General features: G+C 48.4%; 14 protein-coding genes. 3 read left to right on the top strand and 11 right to left on the bottom strand.

Features of this window, described 5'->3' with window-relative positions; translation table 11 throughout:
- Nucleotides 1-18 precede the first annotated feature (18 nt).
- The 5 genes from ACJHYO_RS03805 to ssb1 form a co-directional block, all read right to left on the bottom strand.
- A complete protein-coding gene (locus ACJHYO_RS03805; RefSeq protein WP_407230500.1) occupies nucleotides 19-444 on the bottom strand; it encodes a hypothetical protein in 426 nt (141 codons plus the stop codon).
- Nucleotides 431-2464, bottom strand: a complete 2034-nt coding sequence (locus ACJHYO_RS03800; protein WP_085455640.1) for an integrase — start codon at nucleotides 2462-2464, stop codon at nucleotides 431-433. Before ACJHYO_RS03800 ends, ACJHYO_RS03805 begins: the two co-directional genes overlap by 14 nt.
- A gap of 16 nt (nucleotides 2465-2480) precedes the next feature.
- Entirely contained in the window at nucleotides 2481-4016 is a 1536-nt protein-coding gene (locus tag ACJHYO_RS03795; protein ID WP_176215731.1) for a site-specific integrase, read from the bottom strand.
- Nucleotides 4006-5253 carry a tyrosine-type recombinase/integrase gene (locus tag ACJHYO_RS03790; protein ID WP_094259008.1) on the bottom strand — a complete coding sequence of 416 codons (1248 nt, stop codon included), beginning with the start codon at nucleotides 5251-5253 and terminating at the stop codon, nucleotides 4006-4008. Before ACJHYO_RS03790 ends, ACJHYO_RS03795 begins: the two co-directional genes overlap by 11 nt.
- 159 nt (nucleotides 5254-5412) lie before the next feature.
- Nucleotides 5413-5949 carry a single-stranded DNA-binding protein SSB1 gene (gene ssb1 / locus ACJHYO_RS03785; protein WP_000168305.1) on the bottom strand — a complete coding sequence of 179 codons (537 nt, stop codon included), beginning with the start codon at nucleotides 5947-5949 and terminating at the stop codon, nucleotides 5413-5415.
- A gap of 254 nt (nucleotides 5950-6203) precedes the next feature.
- Between ssb1 and uvrA the strand changes: the two genes are divergently transcribed.
- Nucleotides 6204-9026: an excinuclease ABC subunit UvrA gene (uvrA, locus tag ACJHYO_RS03780; RefSeq protein WP_000357763.1), complete on the top strand. Its 2823-nt coding sequence runs from the start codon at nucleotides 6204-6206 to the stop codon at nucleotides 9024-9026.
- Nucleotides 9027-9060: 34 nt separating this feature from the next.
- Here uvrA and ACJHYO_RS03775 read toward each other — a convergent pair whose 3' ends face one another.
- The 3 genes from ACJHYO_RS03775 to aphA all read right to left on the bottom strand — a co-directional run bounded on the left by ACJHYO_RS03775 (nucleotide 9061) and on the right by aphA (nucleotide 10661).
- Nucleotides 9061-9417, bottom strand: coding sequence for an MmcQ/YjbR family DNA-binding protein (locus tag ACJHYO_RS03775; protein ID WP_000155672.1), 357 nt, complete (start codon nucleotides 9415-9417; stop codon nucleotides 9061-9063).
- Nucleotides 9418-9420: 3 nt separating this feature from the next.
- Entirely contained in the window at nucleotides 9421-9837 is a 417-nt protein-coding gene (locus ACJHYO_RS03770; protein ID WP_000270369.1) for a secondary thiamine-phosphate synthase enzyme YjbQ, read from the bottom strand.
- 110 nt (nucleotides 9838-9947) lie between these two features.
- On the bottom strand, nucleotides 9948-10661 hold the full coding sequence (gene aphA, locus ACJHYO_RS03765) for an acid phosphatase AphA (RefSeq protein WP_001226933.1): 714 nt from the start codon (nucleotides 10659-10661) through the stop codon (nucleotides 9948-9950).
- Between the two features lie 276 nt (nucleotides 10662-10937).
- Between aphA and ACJHYO_RS03760 the strand changes: the two genes are divergently transcribed.
- Entirely contained in the window at nucleotides 10938-12758 is a 1821-nt protein-coding gene (locus tag ACJHYO_RS03760) for an ATP-binding protein (RefSeq protein WP_021513914.1), read from the top strand.
- Entirely contained in the window at nucleotides 12751-14109 is a 1359-nt protein-coding gene (locus tag ACJHYO_RS03755; RefSeq protein WP_410232406.1) for a sigma-54-dependent transcriptional regulator, read from the top strand. Before ACJHYO_RS03760 ends, ACJHYO_RS03755 begins: the two co-directional genes overlap by 8 nt.
- On the opposite strand, the gene ACJHYO_RS03750 is transcribed toward ACJHYO_RS03755, so the two are convergent.
- The 3 genes from ACJHYO_RS03750 to sucD form a co-directional block, all read right to left on the bottom strand.
- Nucleotides 14098-15171: an Ldh family oxidoreductase gene (locus ACJHYO_RS03750; protein ID WP_001298283.1), complete on the bottom strand. Its 1074-nt coding sequence runs from the start codon at nucleotides 15169-15171 to the stop codon at nucleotides 14098-14100. The genes ACJHYO_RS03755 and ACJHYO_RS03750 overlap by 12 nt on opposite strands.
- Before the next feature lie 11 nt (nucleotides 15172-15182).
- Complete coding sequence (locus ACJHYO_RS03745; protein WP_001304712.1) at nucleotides 15183-16682, bottom strand: DASS family sodium-coupled anion symporter; 1500 nt, start codon at nucleotides 16680-16682, stop codon at nucleotides 15183-15185.
- Between the two features lie 211 nt (nucleotides 16683-16893).
- On the bottom strand, nucleotides 16894-17766 hold the full coding sequence (gene sucD / locus ACJHYO_RS03740) for a succinate--CoA ligase subunit alpha (protein WP_077561309.1): 873 nt from the start codon (nucleotides 17764-17766) through the stop codon (nucleotides 16894-16896).
- Between the last annotated feature and the right edge of the window lie 6 nt (nucleotides 17767-17772).

The following is a 17772-nucleotide window of genomic DNA, read 5'->3' as shown; positions in this document are numbered from 1 at the left end:
ATTTTACTATCTTGATTATCATCGTTTTTCACCGTCAGAACGTTCCCGGTCAATCTTTGTTAACTGCGCATTAAGTTGATGTTCTGTCATTCCATGTTTATATGCATTGTATTGCCAGATCACAAACAGCTGTTTGAACCTCCGGTTCTCTTCCCTAAGTTCTTCGACTTCGCTTTCCAGGTTCACAATCCTGGCAGCAGCAATGTTCAAACTAGCTGGACGCGGATTTTTGGGCCCCCGCCCTTTAAGCGCCTCTTTCTTTGTTTGATAGGCAGTCACTATTGCCTCATGTGCATTAAGGGACTGTCTTGACGGCAACTTTCCGACCAATGGTTCTGCCGCCTCACAGATTGCTGACCAGGACAGTTTTGGTTCCTGCCATCCTCGAATTAGATTCACGATGGCGTTAATGTCTCTATTGTCCAGATGCTTAGCCAAGGCCACCTCCTAACAAAGTTGTCAAATCATCTAGCATCACAGCTTCTTCACTTTCTTTGCCTTTTTGCTCGATGGTCACGGTAGACGTCTTTGCGAAAACACGGCGAAGCTGGCTGAAATCATTGCCCCGGAGCTTAATCTGGGCACCATTTTCAATGTCTGGATTCTCTAAAATAGCGACTAGTTCACGAAGCCGGGTGACTGTTTTCTTGTGGTATTGATACCAGCGATCAGCCCCCATCTCGCCACTTTCCACCGCTGCGTCAGCAAGACAAAACAGTCGTTCCGATTTCACCAGACGTTTCTTAATTCGATCCAACTTTTCTGTATCATCGCCTTTGATACAAACCTGCTCAGTACAATTGACGCAATCCCGGAGCTTCTCACAGGGACTCATGGTGTAGTCATGCACACAGTAGCCATACTCCGTCACATGAACTGCGGCATGCTCTAATGTATTGAACTCTCGAATAGTCACGGGCAGATGTTTTTCAATCTCACCAATATGCCCAAGTAGCCCTTTTGAGGGATCGAGGCGTTCAGCCATACCAACCAGCTCGTATTCGGTCATGTGGTTGTAAGTTCGATTCTGTTTCACATCAGCCCGCCCCGACCACTTGGCAATTTCCAAGTTTGACAGGCCACCGCGCTGGGTAATGGTGTTGAGCAGGTGTCGAGCCTGATGTGAGGTTAATTTCACCGGCTCTCCGTTTACAGCATGGTAACCATGGCGATCAAAGATACAGGCATGTTTTCCTTTCAAGGACAGACGAGGCGTCAGATCACTGTTGAAGAAATTATTGGTTGGCTTATGTAATTCAACTGGTATGCATCCTCTGTTCCCGTGGAACTGATTTGCGTTCAGTACAAACAAGGCATTGCTGTACCTAATTCCCTTGTCTTTATCAAACCACGGAAAGCCATCCGGTAAACGCGACATTGTGTGCTGCCATAAGCTATTTAGCGTATGTACACCATCCTCTTTAGCTAAACCTCGATTACCAAGACACGACCTGCACGTCTTTTTAGAGTGATGTGCAAAACCGAGCGCCATACAAGCCTGCTTCATCGTCAATGGCTCATCATCAGCTACACTGGGACAGTTAGCATGGCGGTAAAACTTATTCGGGTGTTTCTCGATCCACTTGGCCAGTTGTCGTGCATTTTCAGAGAGCACTCTAGCTCTAGCTACGGCTGTCTTAGCTATACCGACCATCACAGTGGGTATCCATTTGATATCACCCTCATAGCCTTTCCCCGCAAAAAAACGCCAACCATATCGTTCTATCCCTTCACGATCCGTTTCAAATACCTCGCAATCCACAGGCAGTGCTAACACCTCAGTAATACGTGAAGGTGCCGACATCAACATGGCAAAAACCGATGTTGTAAATATGTCTCGCTCATTAATTGGGTCGTTGGCAAAAATTTCCGCCAACGCATTAAGAGCAATATCACTCGGAAGTTTATCTTCCCTATTTTTCTTCGCCTCTCTGCTCGTTTTGTTCTTATCCTCTGCACGTTTAATTGGATTGACCCAATTTTGTACAGCACTTGATACAAGCTGGTTTTCAGCTACAAACTTAGCCAGCCGCTCAATCTCACGGCCACAATGATATGCGGAGCCATCGGAGTAGTAATGCTTTGCCAATTCAGCTGCTTCATCCAGCACAGAAATCGACAGGCCATCAATATTTGCGTTTCCGTTTACTTGAAGCAAAGCCGCCTCAACCGCACGGAGGGCTTTACTTTCATTCTTTGCCCTAGTGAGGCTATGCCCATGCTGGTAACGAAAATAGGCTTTGGCAAAATCAATGAAAGCAGGGTCTTGCGTCTCTTCCAGTATGGGTTTTCTCGTAATAATGCCCAACTTAGCAAATACAGTTATGTTTGGCCAAACAGGATCTTCCCAATTGAGATCAGAGCCGAATACAGTCAATTGATCTCGGCACTGAGATATGAATGCTTCAAGGTTTTCTGCTGCTGTCAGCGTAGCCTTTGGCTTAAACAGGAAAATCTCAGCCATTGGTTATTGCTCCTTGTTAACTAAGCTCTTCACGACGTTTTGCACAACGCATGATCACATCTGCCAGCGCGATAATACTGCGATCAAGTACGGCAGCAATCTGGATGTCGCCAGTTATCTCTTTCACCCGTTCACGTTCGTTGAGCAGTCCTTGATAGACATCTTCATGTGGGCCGTCCAGCCAAGGCTGGAAATGCATGCAGGTGTAGCAAGGAATAGGAACATTGGCACCACAAAAGCCATGTTCTCCACAAGTACCAACACCCTGACCCATCTCGGTCCGAATACGACTGGTAGGGTCGTTACCTCGATGAGCGTCTCTCTCTGAATCGACAAGTACCCCGACAAAGGCCTGAGCGTATGGTGCTAATTGGAAGCCAACCGCCTCATCAAGCTTTTTCACATGCTCGGGGATATTCTTGATGTAAACGCCTGCGTTTTGTGTGTCCGCGTGGTCAAGCAGTTCCGCAATCACCAGCTCGCCAAAGCCTTCCCGGGCAGCTCGTGTGCCTGTGGTATAACGAAAACGACGAGCATTGATATGTAATAGCTCACCGGTACGTTCCGACCGGATGTCGGACTTTTCTACGATGTATTGGAGTGTGTCGGTTATCTCTGCGGCGGGAATGTGGAGTTTGTCGGTAGCAAGCAGTTGGCGGAATTCATAAGGAGATTGGACGGCATCTAACACATCAAGATCAGGAAAAAGAGGGATTTGCTGCCGGTCATCTTCCTGCAATTCAAACCCCAAACGATTTTCAACTTGCGCAATCGCATTTCTTGCCTGAGCACTCAGGATTGCCCATAGTTCCAGTGATATTGCAAATGGCTTGAAGTTTATTCGGAAAGAGCTGCTGCGCTGCTTGGCTCGCGGCACATTCAACACATAGAAGGGTTCTCCCTTTTCATTTTTACCACAAAGAACATCGACCACTCGAAGCAACGAGATCTGAATGGGACGACGTCCTGTATGACTGGTGCCAAGTGCCATAGCCAACTCAGCTATAGTAATTAAGCTCTTTTCATAAGCCCGAACAGCCCCCTCGTTAAACGCTGTCAGCTCATTATCCGTCAGTGGCCCCTCTTGAGGATCCATGCGCTTAACCGCATCCCCCTTACGATTACCCTTTAGCCTCCAGCCATACAGCAAACGGATCACATCTTTGCTGATACCGGGATAACCAAGCTGGTGCCAAGTTCGAAGAAAGCCACGTATAGTTGCCAGATACCATTCTGTTGCAGGCGTCAACATTGACCGATAATTAACCAATGTCGTATCAGTGATTGCTTCCGCTTCAGTCTCACGCAGCATGTGCTGAAACCGCATAGTAATGTTCATAGTATGAGAAGCGGAAAGACTAGAAGCATAAAATGCTAGTGTACGCAGGCAGCCATCAAGTACCTCGCCTGACAAGTGTTGGTGAATATCTGCAAGAGTAACAGTTGTATTTTTATCCAAAACCCACGATGGATCATACAACTGAAAGAAGTAGCCATTGGCTTTGGCACGGATTTGATCTGATGATGCCCCAGGTACAGCTTTATTCGTCATCATTCTTCATGTCCTCTGGTAAACGGGTACCGCTGCCTTCTTGCAATACCAGAGCGGCCTCAAAACCCTTTTGCCGAATGAAACGTTTGTTGTAAGTAGCTGCGGTTCCTGAGCCATCCCTCCAGCCCATTAAATACGAACGGAGTTGTTCTTGGCGTTCCTCGCTGACTTTCTCATCCATTGCATCCATTCTTTCTGAAAACTTGCGATTCCAGGTATGACGGAGCGAATGCCCGGTCGCTGCATACAATTGCGGCGAGACAGTCCTGACCACGGAAAAAATTTTGTGATATCCCGCCTTCGAAATAGGATTACCCACAGTTGGTCCAGACTTGTATGTCACAAACAAGTAATCATTTTTCTTAGCATTTCGGACTTTACGCCGATCTTGAATGATATAACTATGCAGTTCTAGAACTAAAGATTCAGACAACGGTAAGAGTCGTTCTCTGGTTTTGGCATTAGGCTCATTGGTTCTAGAGTCAGCCCGCTCATCTGCTCGCCTCACAATACGGATTCTGTTAGTACTAAAATCAACATCCTGTATTCTGATATTCAATAATTCCCCCCCCCGAATACCAAGATAAAACAGAAGCAAGATCATCAGCCGATTTCGGCGCTGCACTTCAATTGAAAAAGGATTTAATTTGGATCCAGGAAGGATAACTTCAAATAGTGAATCCAATTGAATATCACTCAGTGACCTATCTTGTAGCTCACTGCTTCTGCGCTGTTTAGAAGGCCTGCGCTTCTTTATCTGTTGCGCCATAGCGTCGATCTGTTGGACCACTTCCAGTTCTGCCGTCTTTAAAATATGCATCGCATACCAGTGTAAATAGTTGGCACACGTTGTCAGCCTAGAATGCTGTGTTCCGTTATCAACAATATCGGACTCCGGCTCATCAAGCCAAAGGGTAGAGGATGTATTTAATGACTTCTTTGCTTGCTTACGCTGAGCAAAATCTCGCAGGTCGTCCAGCTCATGTGGTTTTAAGAAATTTTTGGTCAAAAAACGCTGTTCAAGGTCAATTCCACGAATATCTAAAAAGCGGAGCAAAACAATTAGGTTGCTAGCCGCCGCTGACATCGTTGAAAAAGCATCCCCCCTATTGCGGAGTTGTGTTGTTAAATAAAGAGTAGGGTAATACACGGGAAGGCCAGAAGAGCGATTCATCACTATGCAGTAGCGCTCGCCACTGTCCATAACAAATGTTTTAAGCCCGTAGTGATTCTTCATGCACCTACACCTCATAAACTTTACACAATTGCAAGGTCCATAATATCCTAAGAGAGGGTCAATAAAAAATTGACGGTTTTCATATGTCGAATACAAAAAAGCCCCTGTATTAACAGAGGCTTGATAGAAAATTCATGACTAAATGTTCTTAGGTAAATCCTAGAACGGAATATCGTCATCAAAGTCCATCGGCGGCTCGTTAGACGGCGCTGCCGGAGCGGACTGCTGCGGGCGAGACTGCGCGCCGCCGCTGAACTGATTGCCACCCTGCGGCTGCTGAGGCTGACCCCAACCGCCCTGCGGCTGACCACCACCGATATTGCCACCTGCAGGAGCGCCACCACCCTGACGACCACCCAACATCTGCATGGTGCCGCCAACGTTCACCACTACTTCTGTGGTATAGCGATCCTGACCGGATTGATCGGTCCATTTGCGGGTACGCAGCTGGCCTTCGATATAAACCTGAGAACCTTTACGCAGATATTCGCTGGCCACTTCTGCCAGTTTGCCGAACAGCACAACGCGGTGCCATTCAGTCTGCTCTTTCATCTCGCCGGTGGCTTTATCACGCCAGGATTCGGAAGTAGCCAGCGTAATGTTGGCAACTGCGCCACCATTTGGCATGTAGCGTACTTCCGGGTCCTGACCCAGATTACCAACGAGAATAACCTTGTTTACGCCTCTGCTGGCCATGTTCGTGTCTCCTGAAAAAAAATCGTTCTGAATAAGTGTAAACGCGCGATTGTACCATTACCAATAGCGCTTTTACTATGTTGTGACCTCGGTTCCGGGAAACAAACCTGGCCAGACATTGTTACACAACACTCCGGGTAATGCATTCCAATACTGTATATTCATTCAGGTCAATTTGTGTCATAATTAACCGTTTGTGATCGCCGGTAGCACCATGCCACCGGGCAAAAAAGCGTTTAATCCGGGAAAGGTGAATGGATAAGATCGAAGTTCGGGGCGCCCGCACCCATAATCTCAAAAACATCAACCTCGTTATCCCCCGCGACAAGCTTATTGTCGTGACCGGGCTTTCGGGTTCTGGCAAATCCTCGCTCGCTTTCGACACCTTATATGCCGAAGGGCAGCGCCGTTACGTTGAATCCCTTTCCGCCTACGCGCGGCAGTTTCTGTCACTGATGGAGAAGCCGGACGTCGACCATATTGAAGGGCTTTCTCCTGCCATCTCAATTGAGCAGAAATCGACGTCTCATAACCCGCGCTCTACGGTGGGGACAATCACCGAAATCCACGACTATTTGCGTCTGCTGTACGCTCGCGTTGGTGAGCCGCGCTGCCCGGACCACGATGTACCGCTGGCGGCGCAAACCGTCAGTCAGATGGTGGATAACGTGTTGTCCCAGCCGGAAGGCAAGCGTCTGATGCTGCTCGCGCCAATCATTAAAGAGCGCAAAGGCGAACACACCAAAACGCTGGAGAACCTGGCAAGCCAGGGTTACATCCGTGCTCGTATTGATGGCGAAGTCTGCGATCTTTCCGATCCGCCGAAACTGGAACTGCAAAAGAAACATACCATTGAAGTGGTGGTTGATCGCTTCAAAGTGCGTGACGATCTTACCCAACGTCTTGCCGAGTCGTTTGAAACCGCGCTGGAGCTTTCCGGTGGTACCGCGGTAGTGGCGGATATGGACGACCCGAAAGCGGAAGAGCTGCTGTTCTCCGCCAACTTTGCCTGCCCGATTTGCGGTTACAGTATGCGCGAGCTGGAACCTCGCCTGTTTTCATTTAACAACCCGGCGGGAGCCTGCCCGACCTGTGACGGTCTTGGCGTACAGCAATATTTCGATCCTGACCGCGTGATCCAGAATCCGGAATTGTCGCTGGCTGGCGGTGCGATCCGTGGCTGGGATCGCCGCAACTTCTATTATTTCCAGATGCTGAAATCGCTGGCAGATCACTATAAGTTCGACGTCGAAGCGCCGTGGGGCAGCCTGAGCGCGAACGTGCATAAAGTGGTGTTGTACGGTTCTGGCAAAGAAAACATTGAATTCAAATACATGAACGATCGTGGCGATACCTCCATTCGTCGTCATCCGTTCGAAGGCGTGCTGCACAATATGGAGCGCCGTTATAAAGAGACGGAATCCAGCGCGGTACGTGAAGAATTAGCCAAGTTTATCAGCAATCGTCCGTGCGCCAGCTGCGAAGGAACCCGTCTGCGTCGGGAAGCACGCCACGTGTATGTCGAGAATACGCCGCTGCCCGCCATCTCCGACATGAGCATCGGTCATGCGATGGAATTCTTCAACAATCTCAAACTCGCAGGTCAGCGGGCGAAGATTGCAGAAAAAATCCTTAAAGAGATCGGCGATCGTCTGAAATTCCTCGTTAACGTCGGCCTGAATTACCTGACACTTTCCCGCTCAGCAGAGACACTTTCCGGCGGTGAAGCCCAGCGTATTCGTCTGGCGAGCCAGATTGGTGCAGGCCTGGTTGGCGTGATGTACGTGCTGGATGAGCCGTCTATCGGCCTGCACCAGCGCGATAACGAGCGCCTGCTGGGTACGCTTATCCATCTGCGCGATCTCGGTAATACCGTGATTGTGGTGGAGCACGACGAAGACGCGATTCGCGCCGCTGATCATGTGATCGATATCGGTCCGGGTGCGGGTGTACACGGCGGTGAAGTCGTCGCGGAAGGTCCGCTGGAAGCAATAATGGCGGTGCCAGAGTCGTTGACCGGGCAGTACATGAGCGGTAAACGCAAGATTGAAGTGCCGAAGAAACGCGTACCCGCCAATCCAGAAAAAGTGCTGAAACTGACGGGCGCACGCGGCAACAACCTGAAAGACGTGACGCTGACGCTGCCGGTAGGTCTGTTTACCTGCATCACAGGGGTTTCAGGTTCCGGTAAATCGACGCTGATTAACGACACACTGTTCCCGATTGCCCAACGCCAGTTGAATGGTGCGACCATCGCCGAACCGGCACCGTATCGCGATATTCAGGGACTGGAGCATTTCGATAAAGTGATCGATATCGACCAAAGCCCAATTGGTCGTACTCCGCGTTCTAACCCGGCGACCTATACCGGCGTGTTTACACCTGTGCGCGAACTGTTTGCGGGCGTACCGGAATCCCGTGCGCGCGGCTATACGCCAGGACGTTTCAGCTTTAACGTCCGTGGCGGACGCTGCGAGGCCTGTCAGGGCGACGGCGTGATCAAAGTGGAGATGCACTTCCTGCCGGACATTTACGTACCGTGCGACCAGTGCAAAGGCAAACGCTATAACCGTGAAACGCTGGAGATTAAGTACAAAGGCAAAACCATCCACGAAGTGCTGGATATGACCATCGAAGAGGCGCGTGAGTTCTTTGATGCGGTGCCAGCTCTGGCGCGTAAGCTGCAAACGCTGATGGATGTTGGCCTGACGTACATTCGCCTCGGGCAGTCCGCAACCACACTTTCTGGTGGTGAAGCCCAGCGCGTGAAGCTGGCGCGTGAGCTGTCAAAACGCGGCACCGGGCAGACGCTGTATATTCTCGACGAGCCGACCACCGGTCTGCACTTCGCCGATATTCAGCAACTGCTCGACGTACTGCATAAACTGCGCGATCAGGGCAATACCATTGTGGTAATTGAGCACAATCTCGACGTGATCAAAACCGCTGACTGGATTGTCGACCTGGGACCGGAAGGCGGCAGTGGGGGCGGCGAAATCCTCGTCTCCGGTACGCCAGAAACCGTCGCAGAGTGCGAAGCTTCGCATACGGCGCGCTTCCTCAAGCCGATGCTGTAATCGTTAAGGCCGCTTTCAGAGCGGCCTTCTTCTTTCAGAGTTGCACCAGCAATTTACGTTTTTCTTCCGGCAGCAAATTCACCGCCTGCTGATAAGACGCATCCACCAGATAATAGATTTGCGAATCCGGCAGCGAACCGTCGAGATACACGGTGCTCCAGTGCGCTTTATTCAGATGGCGGCTTGGACGCACATCGCTGTGCTGCTGACGTAGCAGCTCCGCCAGCTCCGGGCTGGTTTTCAGCGAAACAGCTGGGCGATTTTCTACTTCTTTCACCATCGCAAACAGCACATCTTCCACTTTGATCTGCGTCGCTTTCCAGTCGTTATGCACGCTCTGTCCTGCGCCTGGTTTTGCCATGCAATATTGTAGCAACTCCGAAATGGTCATTTTTCACTCCCCTTGTAGTGTCGCGATGATGCGACGCGATCCGCCGTGGATGCGATGTTCCCCCAGCCAGATGCCTTGCCAGGTGCCGGTCTGAATACGCCCTTTATGCACCGGCAATACAAGCGATGTTCCCAGCATTGAGGATTTGATATGAGAAGGCATATCGTCTGCTCCCTCATAGTCATGCTCATAATTTCCGTTATCGGGAACGGCGCGGAGGAAAAAACGCTCCATGTCGTGGCGTACGGTGGGATCGCAGTTCTCATTAAGTGTCAGAGAGGCGGAGGTATGTTGCAGCAACAGATGCAGTAAGCCGATGTTAACGCGCGGCATATCAGCCAGCTGATTCAGAATTTCATCCGTTACCAGATGAAACCCACGAGATTTGGCGCTAAGCGTGAGCGTCTTTTGATACCACATGTGCTGCTCCTTGATAAAACTCTCTTAATCAGTTTGCAGCAAGACAGCGAAAGGATAAAGGTGTGATTAAAAAAACAGCATTCGGGAGAGTATTACGCTCTCCCGCTCTGTCAGTATTCTGAATTGACGATCACCTCTTCACCAAACGCACCCGCTTGTGGCAAGGGTTTGTAGGTAGAGTTGGAGGCGCGCAGAATGCGGATACCACGAGCGCCGACATCGCGTGCGGCGGTAATATCGTTATCGGAATCACCATAAAAAATTCGGATATTTTTATCCTGCAGCCATTGCGATTTTGTATTTTGCCCTGGTTTATCGCCCGCAAAGATCACCGGATTCATGTTGGTGGCAGGAATATGAAAATTATCCGCCAGCGTTTTTGAAACCGTTTCTGTTTTGGTCGGGCTACGACCAGTCACAAAGAAGATCGCGTCACCGCGGCGTACATGCATATCAATCAGCTGGCGAGCGACCTCTTTTGGAATGCTGAATTCATCCCAGCCATTGTTCATTTTTTCCCAGAACACAGGATTTTTCAGATAATCTTCGCTTTCTGGCGAGAAGGTTTTTTTGCCGCGCCAGAAACCCGGACTGGAAAAAAGTACCGTATCATCGATATCAAACCCCACCGCCATTGGCGGACGTCCTGCGAGGCTATTTTCAATTTGTGCAACCGAAACCCAATGAATTGGCGCCTGTTCAGCGAGTTTGGCTACGTTAGTACCCGGATTAAGCGGTGAAGGAGATGAGGCCAGGGCAACAGCGGAACTGTTTAGAGCGAACAATAAGCAAACGGCACTCAATGCCTGTGTGATCTTGCGCATATTTTTCCCTAAATAGTCAGTAAGTTGAAACTTATTATTGTGCGTTTGTTGAAAAAACCATCTGACCATAACGCCAACCGCGGGGGAAAGGAAGGATTATCTGCGGATTTGTCACATAAAAAGAGCATGATCACATTTGGAATACCTGTGCGATAAACCACACATTGCCACGGTTATTCTGCTTACACATTCACACAATGGCACTCTTTTGGTTCTCGCAAACATTGTTCAGGGAATATACTGATGATAAATATAAATGCATTCAATGGATGATGAATGAAAATATCGTGGAATTATATATTTAAGAACAAATGGCGATTTCACATTACAAGCATTTCACTTTTTCTTATCATGCTCGCGGTTTCAATCGCTTTTTTGCACTTGCGTTTTAATACCTTGTCCGGTACCGATAAAATGCGGCTTGAAATGTATAAGTCCACATTATATTCCACCATCGAGCAATTTTATGTTTTACCCTATATGCTCTCAACAGACCATATCATCCGTCAGGCGGTAATTACGCCTGACGATATGACGTCCAGCGAACTCAATCAACGAATTGCACATTTCAATACTCAACTCAAAACCGCAGCAATATTTATTCTGGATACCCAAGGTAAGGCCATCGCTTCTAGCAACTGGCAGGACCCCGGCAGCTATGTAGGGCAAAATTATAGCTATCGCCCCTATTATAAACACGCCATGTCTGGCTTAAATGGACGCTTTTACGGTATTGGTAGCACTACGAATACACCGGGATTCTTCCTCTCTACAAGTATAAAATATAAAGGAAAAATTGTCGGTGTTGTAGTAGTAAAAATAAGTCTTAATGAAATTGAAAAAGCATGGGCCGAAGGTCCTGAAAATATTATCGTGAATGATGAACATGGGATTATATTTTTAAGTTCAAAATCGCCATGGCGAATGCGAACACTGCAACCGTTACCTGTTCAGGCAAAACAAAAACTACAATCTACCCGCCAATATAGTCTCGACAATCTTTTACCGGCGGATTATTATCCTTGTTATACCGTGAGCAATTTTACTTTCCTGAAAGATAAAAAAGAACAACTCTGTTTATTCCCGCAATATTATACGCAACAAATAGCCATTCCAGAATTTAACTGGAAAATGACAATTATGGTCCCCTTAGATAACCTGTACTGGTCATGGGCTATTTCGTTAGTCATTACACTAATTATTTACCTGCTGTTTTTGTTATTTATTAAATACTGGAGAATGCGATCTCATGCACAACAATTATTAACACTGGCGAATGAAACATTAGAAAAACAGGTTAAAGAGCGTACATCTGCCCTGGAATTGATCAATCAAAAATTAATACAGGAGATAAAAGAGCGCAGTCAGGCTGAACAAGTATTACAAATTACGCGTAGTGAACTGGCAGAGTCCAGCAAACTGGCGGCGCTTGGACAGATGGCAACCGAAATTGCCCATGAACAAAATCAACCGTTAGCCGCCATTCACGCACTTACTGATAACGCGCGTACTATGCTAAAAAAAGAGATGTATCCGCAGGTTGAACAGAATCTGAAACACATTATTTCAGTGATTGAGCGGATGACGCAGCTCATTTCCGAACTTAAAGCATTTGCCTCGCGCCATCGCGTACCTAAAGGTTCTGCCGATGTCATCAAAGTGATGTATAGCGCCGTGGCGTTACTTAATCACAGCATGGAGAAAAATAACATTGAGCGACGAATAAAAGCCCCATCCATGCCGTTATTTGTCAATTGCGATGAGCTCGGTCTTGAACAGATATTCAGTAATTTAATTAGCAACGCCTTAGATTCTATGGAAGGTGGCTCTTACAAACGACTGGATATCGCCATTCGCCAGGCAAATAACAAAGTTATTATTACCATTAAAGACAGCGGTGGCGGTTTTGCACCTGAAGTTGTCGATCGCATATTTGAACCATTTTTTACCACTAAACGTAGAGGAATGGGGTTGGGACTGGCAATAGTCAGCGAAATTGTCCGAAATTCGAACGGCGCACTCCACGCCAGTAATCATCCTGAAGGCGGCGCAGTAATGACATTAACCTGGCCTGAATGGGGAGAAGAACATGAATAATAAATCCAGTGAAATTACTATAGTTTATATTGAGGATAGTGACGATGTACGTTTTGCCTGTGAACAAACGCTCACGCTGGCTGGTTATCGTGTTATTTCCTGTTGCGATGCAGAACACAGTATTCCCCTTATTCAAAGTCAAGCCAACATTATTATACTGACCGATGTCAGGTTACCTGGAATATCAGGACTAGAGCTCCTCAGTTACATCAACGAAATGGATAGCAAAATTCCGGTTATTTTAATTACCGGACACGGTGACGTGGAAATGGCGGTGGATGCCATGCGTAATGGTGCATTCGATTTCATTGAGAAACCAAGTAGCTCAGATAAATTATTGAGTATTATTGCCAGAGCGGTAGAAAAACGGCGATTGGTTTTAGAAAATCAGCAATTACTGGCGAATCTGCAACAGGAAAATGGCCCGGTGCTGATTGGTCGTAGTCCGCAAATGCAACAACTGCGTAAAAGGATCCTTAATGTCGCAGATACCGGTGCCGATGTCCTTATTTATGGTGAAACAGGTTGTGGTAAAGAAGTCGTCGCCAGAATGCTGCATCACTGGAGTACCCGCCGTCAGGGGCAGTTTGTTGCCTTAAACTGTGCAGGCTTACCAGAAACGTTGTTTGAAAGCGAAATATTTGGTCATGAGGCGGGCGCATTTACCGGTGCGGTTAAAAAGCGTATTGGAAAAATTGAACATGCAAATGGTGGTACGTTATTTCTCGATGAAATAGAGGGAATGCCATCAGGAATGCAGGTAAAACTGCTACGTGTATTGCAGGAAAGAACCATTGAACGATTAGGTGCCAATCAATTAATTCCGGTGAATTGCCGTGTTATTGCAGCGACCAAGGAAGATTTACTGCGTCGCAGCGAAGAACATCTGTTTCGTCTCGATCTCTATTATCGTCTGAATGTGGTTAGCCTGAATATTCCACCTCTACGCCAGCGACGAGAAGATATCCCTGAACTGTTTTACTGGTTCGCCAGTCAGGCGGCACAAAAATATAATCGTCCTCTGCCTGATATTTCTCCCATGTTACTGGCCTGGTTGCAGTCACAAAGTTGGCCTGGCAATGTACGTGAACTTAAACACAATGCAGAGCGTTTTGTTCTCGGTTTACTGACCCACCACCAGCCAGTGCCAATGACTCAGCAAGAAGAGAGTGGTCTTACCGCCTGCATTGATGCTTTCGAGAAAAAGTTAATCGAAGATATGCTGCGACAAACGGAAGGCCAGGTCAGTTTGACAGCGCGGCTATTACAGCTGCCGCGCAAGACTTTATATGACAAACTCAACAAACATCAGATTCAACCGCAAGTTTATCGACCAGAATCATCCAGCTAATGCTGATTCCTGAGGATGTAACCCCAAATCGATACCTTTGCGGGCGTAATGTTCAACTACCCAGGACCAGAATGATACCGGGATCGTAATCATCTTCGCATTGCGTTCCCGGTTGGCAGCTTCTGGCATACCGGGGTAAATCACCGGATTGCCGCCAGGTTGAGGCTGCGTAGCTAACAGATAATCCGCAAAGAACTGCCCTTTCTCCCCTGCCAGATCGGTGAATTGATCAGGATCGATAATCAACGCAAAAAGATGATTATGCGCAGATCCATCCGTCTGATGATCTTCGGCGATCGTGTCACCACCAGATAAGATCCCCGCCATCATTTCAATCATCAGTGCCAGGCCAAATCCTTTATGCTCACCAAATGGCAGTAACGCCCCTGGAGGATTGCTGAATAACACCCCAGGATCATTGCTTGGATTCCCCTGTGCATCAATCAATTGTCCCGGCGCGGCCTGCTTCCCGGTGGACGACATTACCCGTGCTTTATTTAGCGCCATGCTACTGGTGGCAAAATCAACCAGAATCGGCGGACGCCCATCACTGAACGGCCAGGCAAAGCAGAAAGGGTTAGTGGTCATACGCGGTTCCGCACCGCCCCACGGGGCGACCAGTGCAGGACGCCCGGTGACGTTACTCATGGCCAGCATCGCCAGGCCTTGATCAGCAACCATTTGCCCGTAATGCCCCATACGCCCTAAATGATGCGCATGGCACAACGTTAACAGGCAAAAACCGCGGTGTTTTGCTTGTTCGATGGCAGCATTTACCGCCACTTTTCCGGCGTGTTGACCAAAGCCATTGTGGGCATGAAAACGTTGTAAATTACCTTCACTTGTTAAGCATTCCGGGCGGGCATTCGCGGTTACATCGCCACGAGCGATATTTTCCAGATATTTCGGTAGCAGCGTGACGCCGTGGCTGGCAAAGCCATAACGTTCCGCTTCAATCATATGTTCCGCCACATCCTGAGCGATATCGGCATCACAGCCATTAAGTTCCAGCAGCCCGGCAGCTAACCAACGCACTTTTTCAACAGTAATTTGTAATGACATCGTTGGTTTCCTCACATTAGACCTAAAATTTTCCACCAGGTGGCGGCAAACAGTAGCAACAACAGGTAGCCGATTACCGTCAGGTACAGTCCCACACGGGTAAACTGGCGTGGCGTGAAGGTATCCGTACCCATACACACCATATTTTGTGGCGCGTTAATCGGCAGGATGAAGCCAAAACTGACACTGAAGGCGAGCAGAATGGTCATGCCGACCGGGTTAACGCCGAGTTCTGGCGGCAGACTGCTTAACAGGCTAATCAGGATGGGCAGCAATGCGGCAGTTAGCGCAGTGGCACTGGCAAACCCCAGGTGAATGATTATCAAGAAAGCGGCGAGAATCGCGAAGATGGCTAATGATGGCAAGCCGTCAAGACCAAAACCTTTCACCACATAGTTCGCCATCCATGAAGCTGCCTGTGTATCAAGCAGCGTGGACCCCAGGCTGATACCAATACCAAACATCAGCAACGTGCCCCACTGCACACGTTTTTCGACCTCTTTCCAGCTCATTACACCGATGCCTGGCAGCAACATAATCGCCAGTCCGGCAAGGGTGACAGAGGTGGTATCAATACTGTGTAATTTTCCGCCAGTAGACCAAAAGAGCAGTAACAATAGCGAAATACCGATCAAGCGTTTTTCTTTACCAGTGGTTGGCCCTAACTCTGCAAGTGCTTTTTTAATGGCCTCGCTCCCCCCTTCAACAGCTTCCGTTTCTGGCGGCAACAATTTACGTGCGAGGAAATAGAGGATCACCGACATGGTGAGGCTCCAGGGCGCGCCCGCTAACAGCCAGTCAAGCCAGCTGACAGAATGCCCGGCGCCGAAAGTTTTATTGATAAAACCGATAGAAAGCAGGTTTTGCGCCGCCGAAGTTTGAATACCAACGTTCCAGATACTGGTCGCCTGGGCGATAACAATCATCATTGACGCCGCTAAACGTGAATGTTTATCCACCTTAAATGCCGCAATGACCCCCATCATAATCGGCACCACGCAAGCCGTACGGGCAGTGGCACTGGGTACGACCAGGCTCAGGACGATGGTCACCACAATGGCACCGATAATAATGCTGCGGCTGCTGGCACCTATTTTCGACATAGTAAACAGCGCAATGCGTTTATCCAGCCCGGTAATGGTCATTGCCGCCGCGATAAACATTGCTGCTGCCACCAGCGCCAGAGCAGAATTAGAAAAACCCGACAGAGTCATTTTCAGCGCTTTCGCGGTGCCAAGGATCGTGTCCGGGTGATTCATATCCGGGGCAAAACCAACCATAAAGATAATCAGTGCGGAAATAACAATTGCACTGGCGGTGTAATCCATCGCTTCGCTGATCCAGACAATAATGGCAAACACCAGAATGGCGATCATATTTTGTCCAGCGACGGGCAAGGTATCGCCCAGAGGCAGAAGAGTAATAATAATTCCGGCAATGATCGCCAACCACAGGCCGGGATTAGGGATAATTCGACGCTTTTGTGGTGCGCCATGTGATATTGATGACATATTCACCTCATTGTGAAAAATAAAAAACCTGCCTGGCTATTGCAGGAGCTATGCCATCTTTAATTTTTTAATAATGCTTTGTTATTTAATGATTTTATTATTTATTCTTTTTATTTTGTGCGCGGTTTTCCGCACAGTAAATAAAAGGTGATTCTCTTACCACACAGATAAAAAAAGGGAGCGATATGCTCCCTTGATATTCATTTATGGATTACTTAATAACATTCCATAACGTTTCGCCAAGCAACGCCGGGTTTCTTGTCCATGCCATGCCTGCTTTATCGAACGCACGGAATTTATCCTCTGCATTGCCGCTACCGCCAGAAATAATGGCTCCGGCGTGCCCCATGCGTTTTCCTTTTGGTGCAGTAACACCGGCAATATAACCTACGACCGGTTTATTCATTTCATGGCGAATAAATTCCGCGGCCCGTTCTTCCGCATTACCACCAATTTCACCGATCATAATTACCGCGTCTGTTTGCGGATCATTTTCGAATAAACGCAGCGCATCAATAAAGTTAGTCCCCGGAACCGGATCGCCGCCAATACCAATACAGGTGGATTGCCCAAGTCCCAGCGCCGTGGTTTGCGCTACAGCTTCGTAGGTTAATGTACCGGAGCGGGAAACAATCCCAATACGCCCTGGGCGGTGGATTTCACCTGGCATAATCCCGATTTTGCACTCGCCCGGCGTGATGATTCCTGGGCAGTTTGGCCCAATCAGTCGCACATCCGGGTGGCAGTCAAGCAGGCGACGGACCTTAACCATATCCAGTGTCGGTACACCTTCAGTGATCACCACAACCAATTTGACGCCAGCTTCAATAGCCTCAACAACAGAATCCAGCACAAACGGTGCAGGTACATAAATCACGCTGGCATCAGCCTCAGTTTGTCGCATCGCTTCTTTCATTGAATCAAAAACCGGGCGATCCAGATGCCGTTGCCCGCCCTTACCTGGCGTCACTCCACCCACAATCTGCGTGCCATACGCAATAGCCTGCTCTGTATGAAATGTGCCGTTTTTGCCGGTAATGCCCTGCACCAGTACCCGCGTGTGTTTGTTGATCAAAACGCTCATCTTAAC

Source organism: Escherichia sp. WS1118, from assembly GCF_046487695.1.
GTDB lineage: Bacteria > Pseudomonadota > Gammaproteobacteria > Enterobacterales > Enterobacteriaceae > Escherichia > Escherichia coli.
Note: the sequence above shows the minus strand (reverse complement) of the source record. Positions and strands in the feature narration are given on the sequence as shown.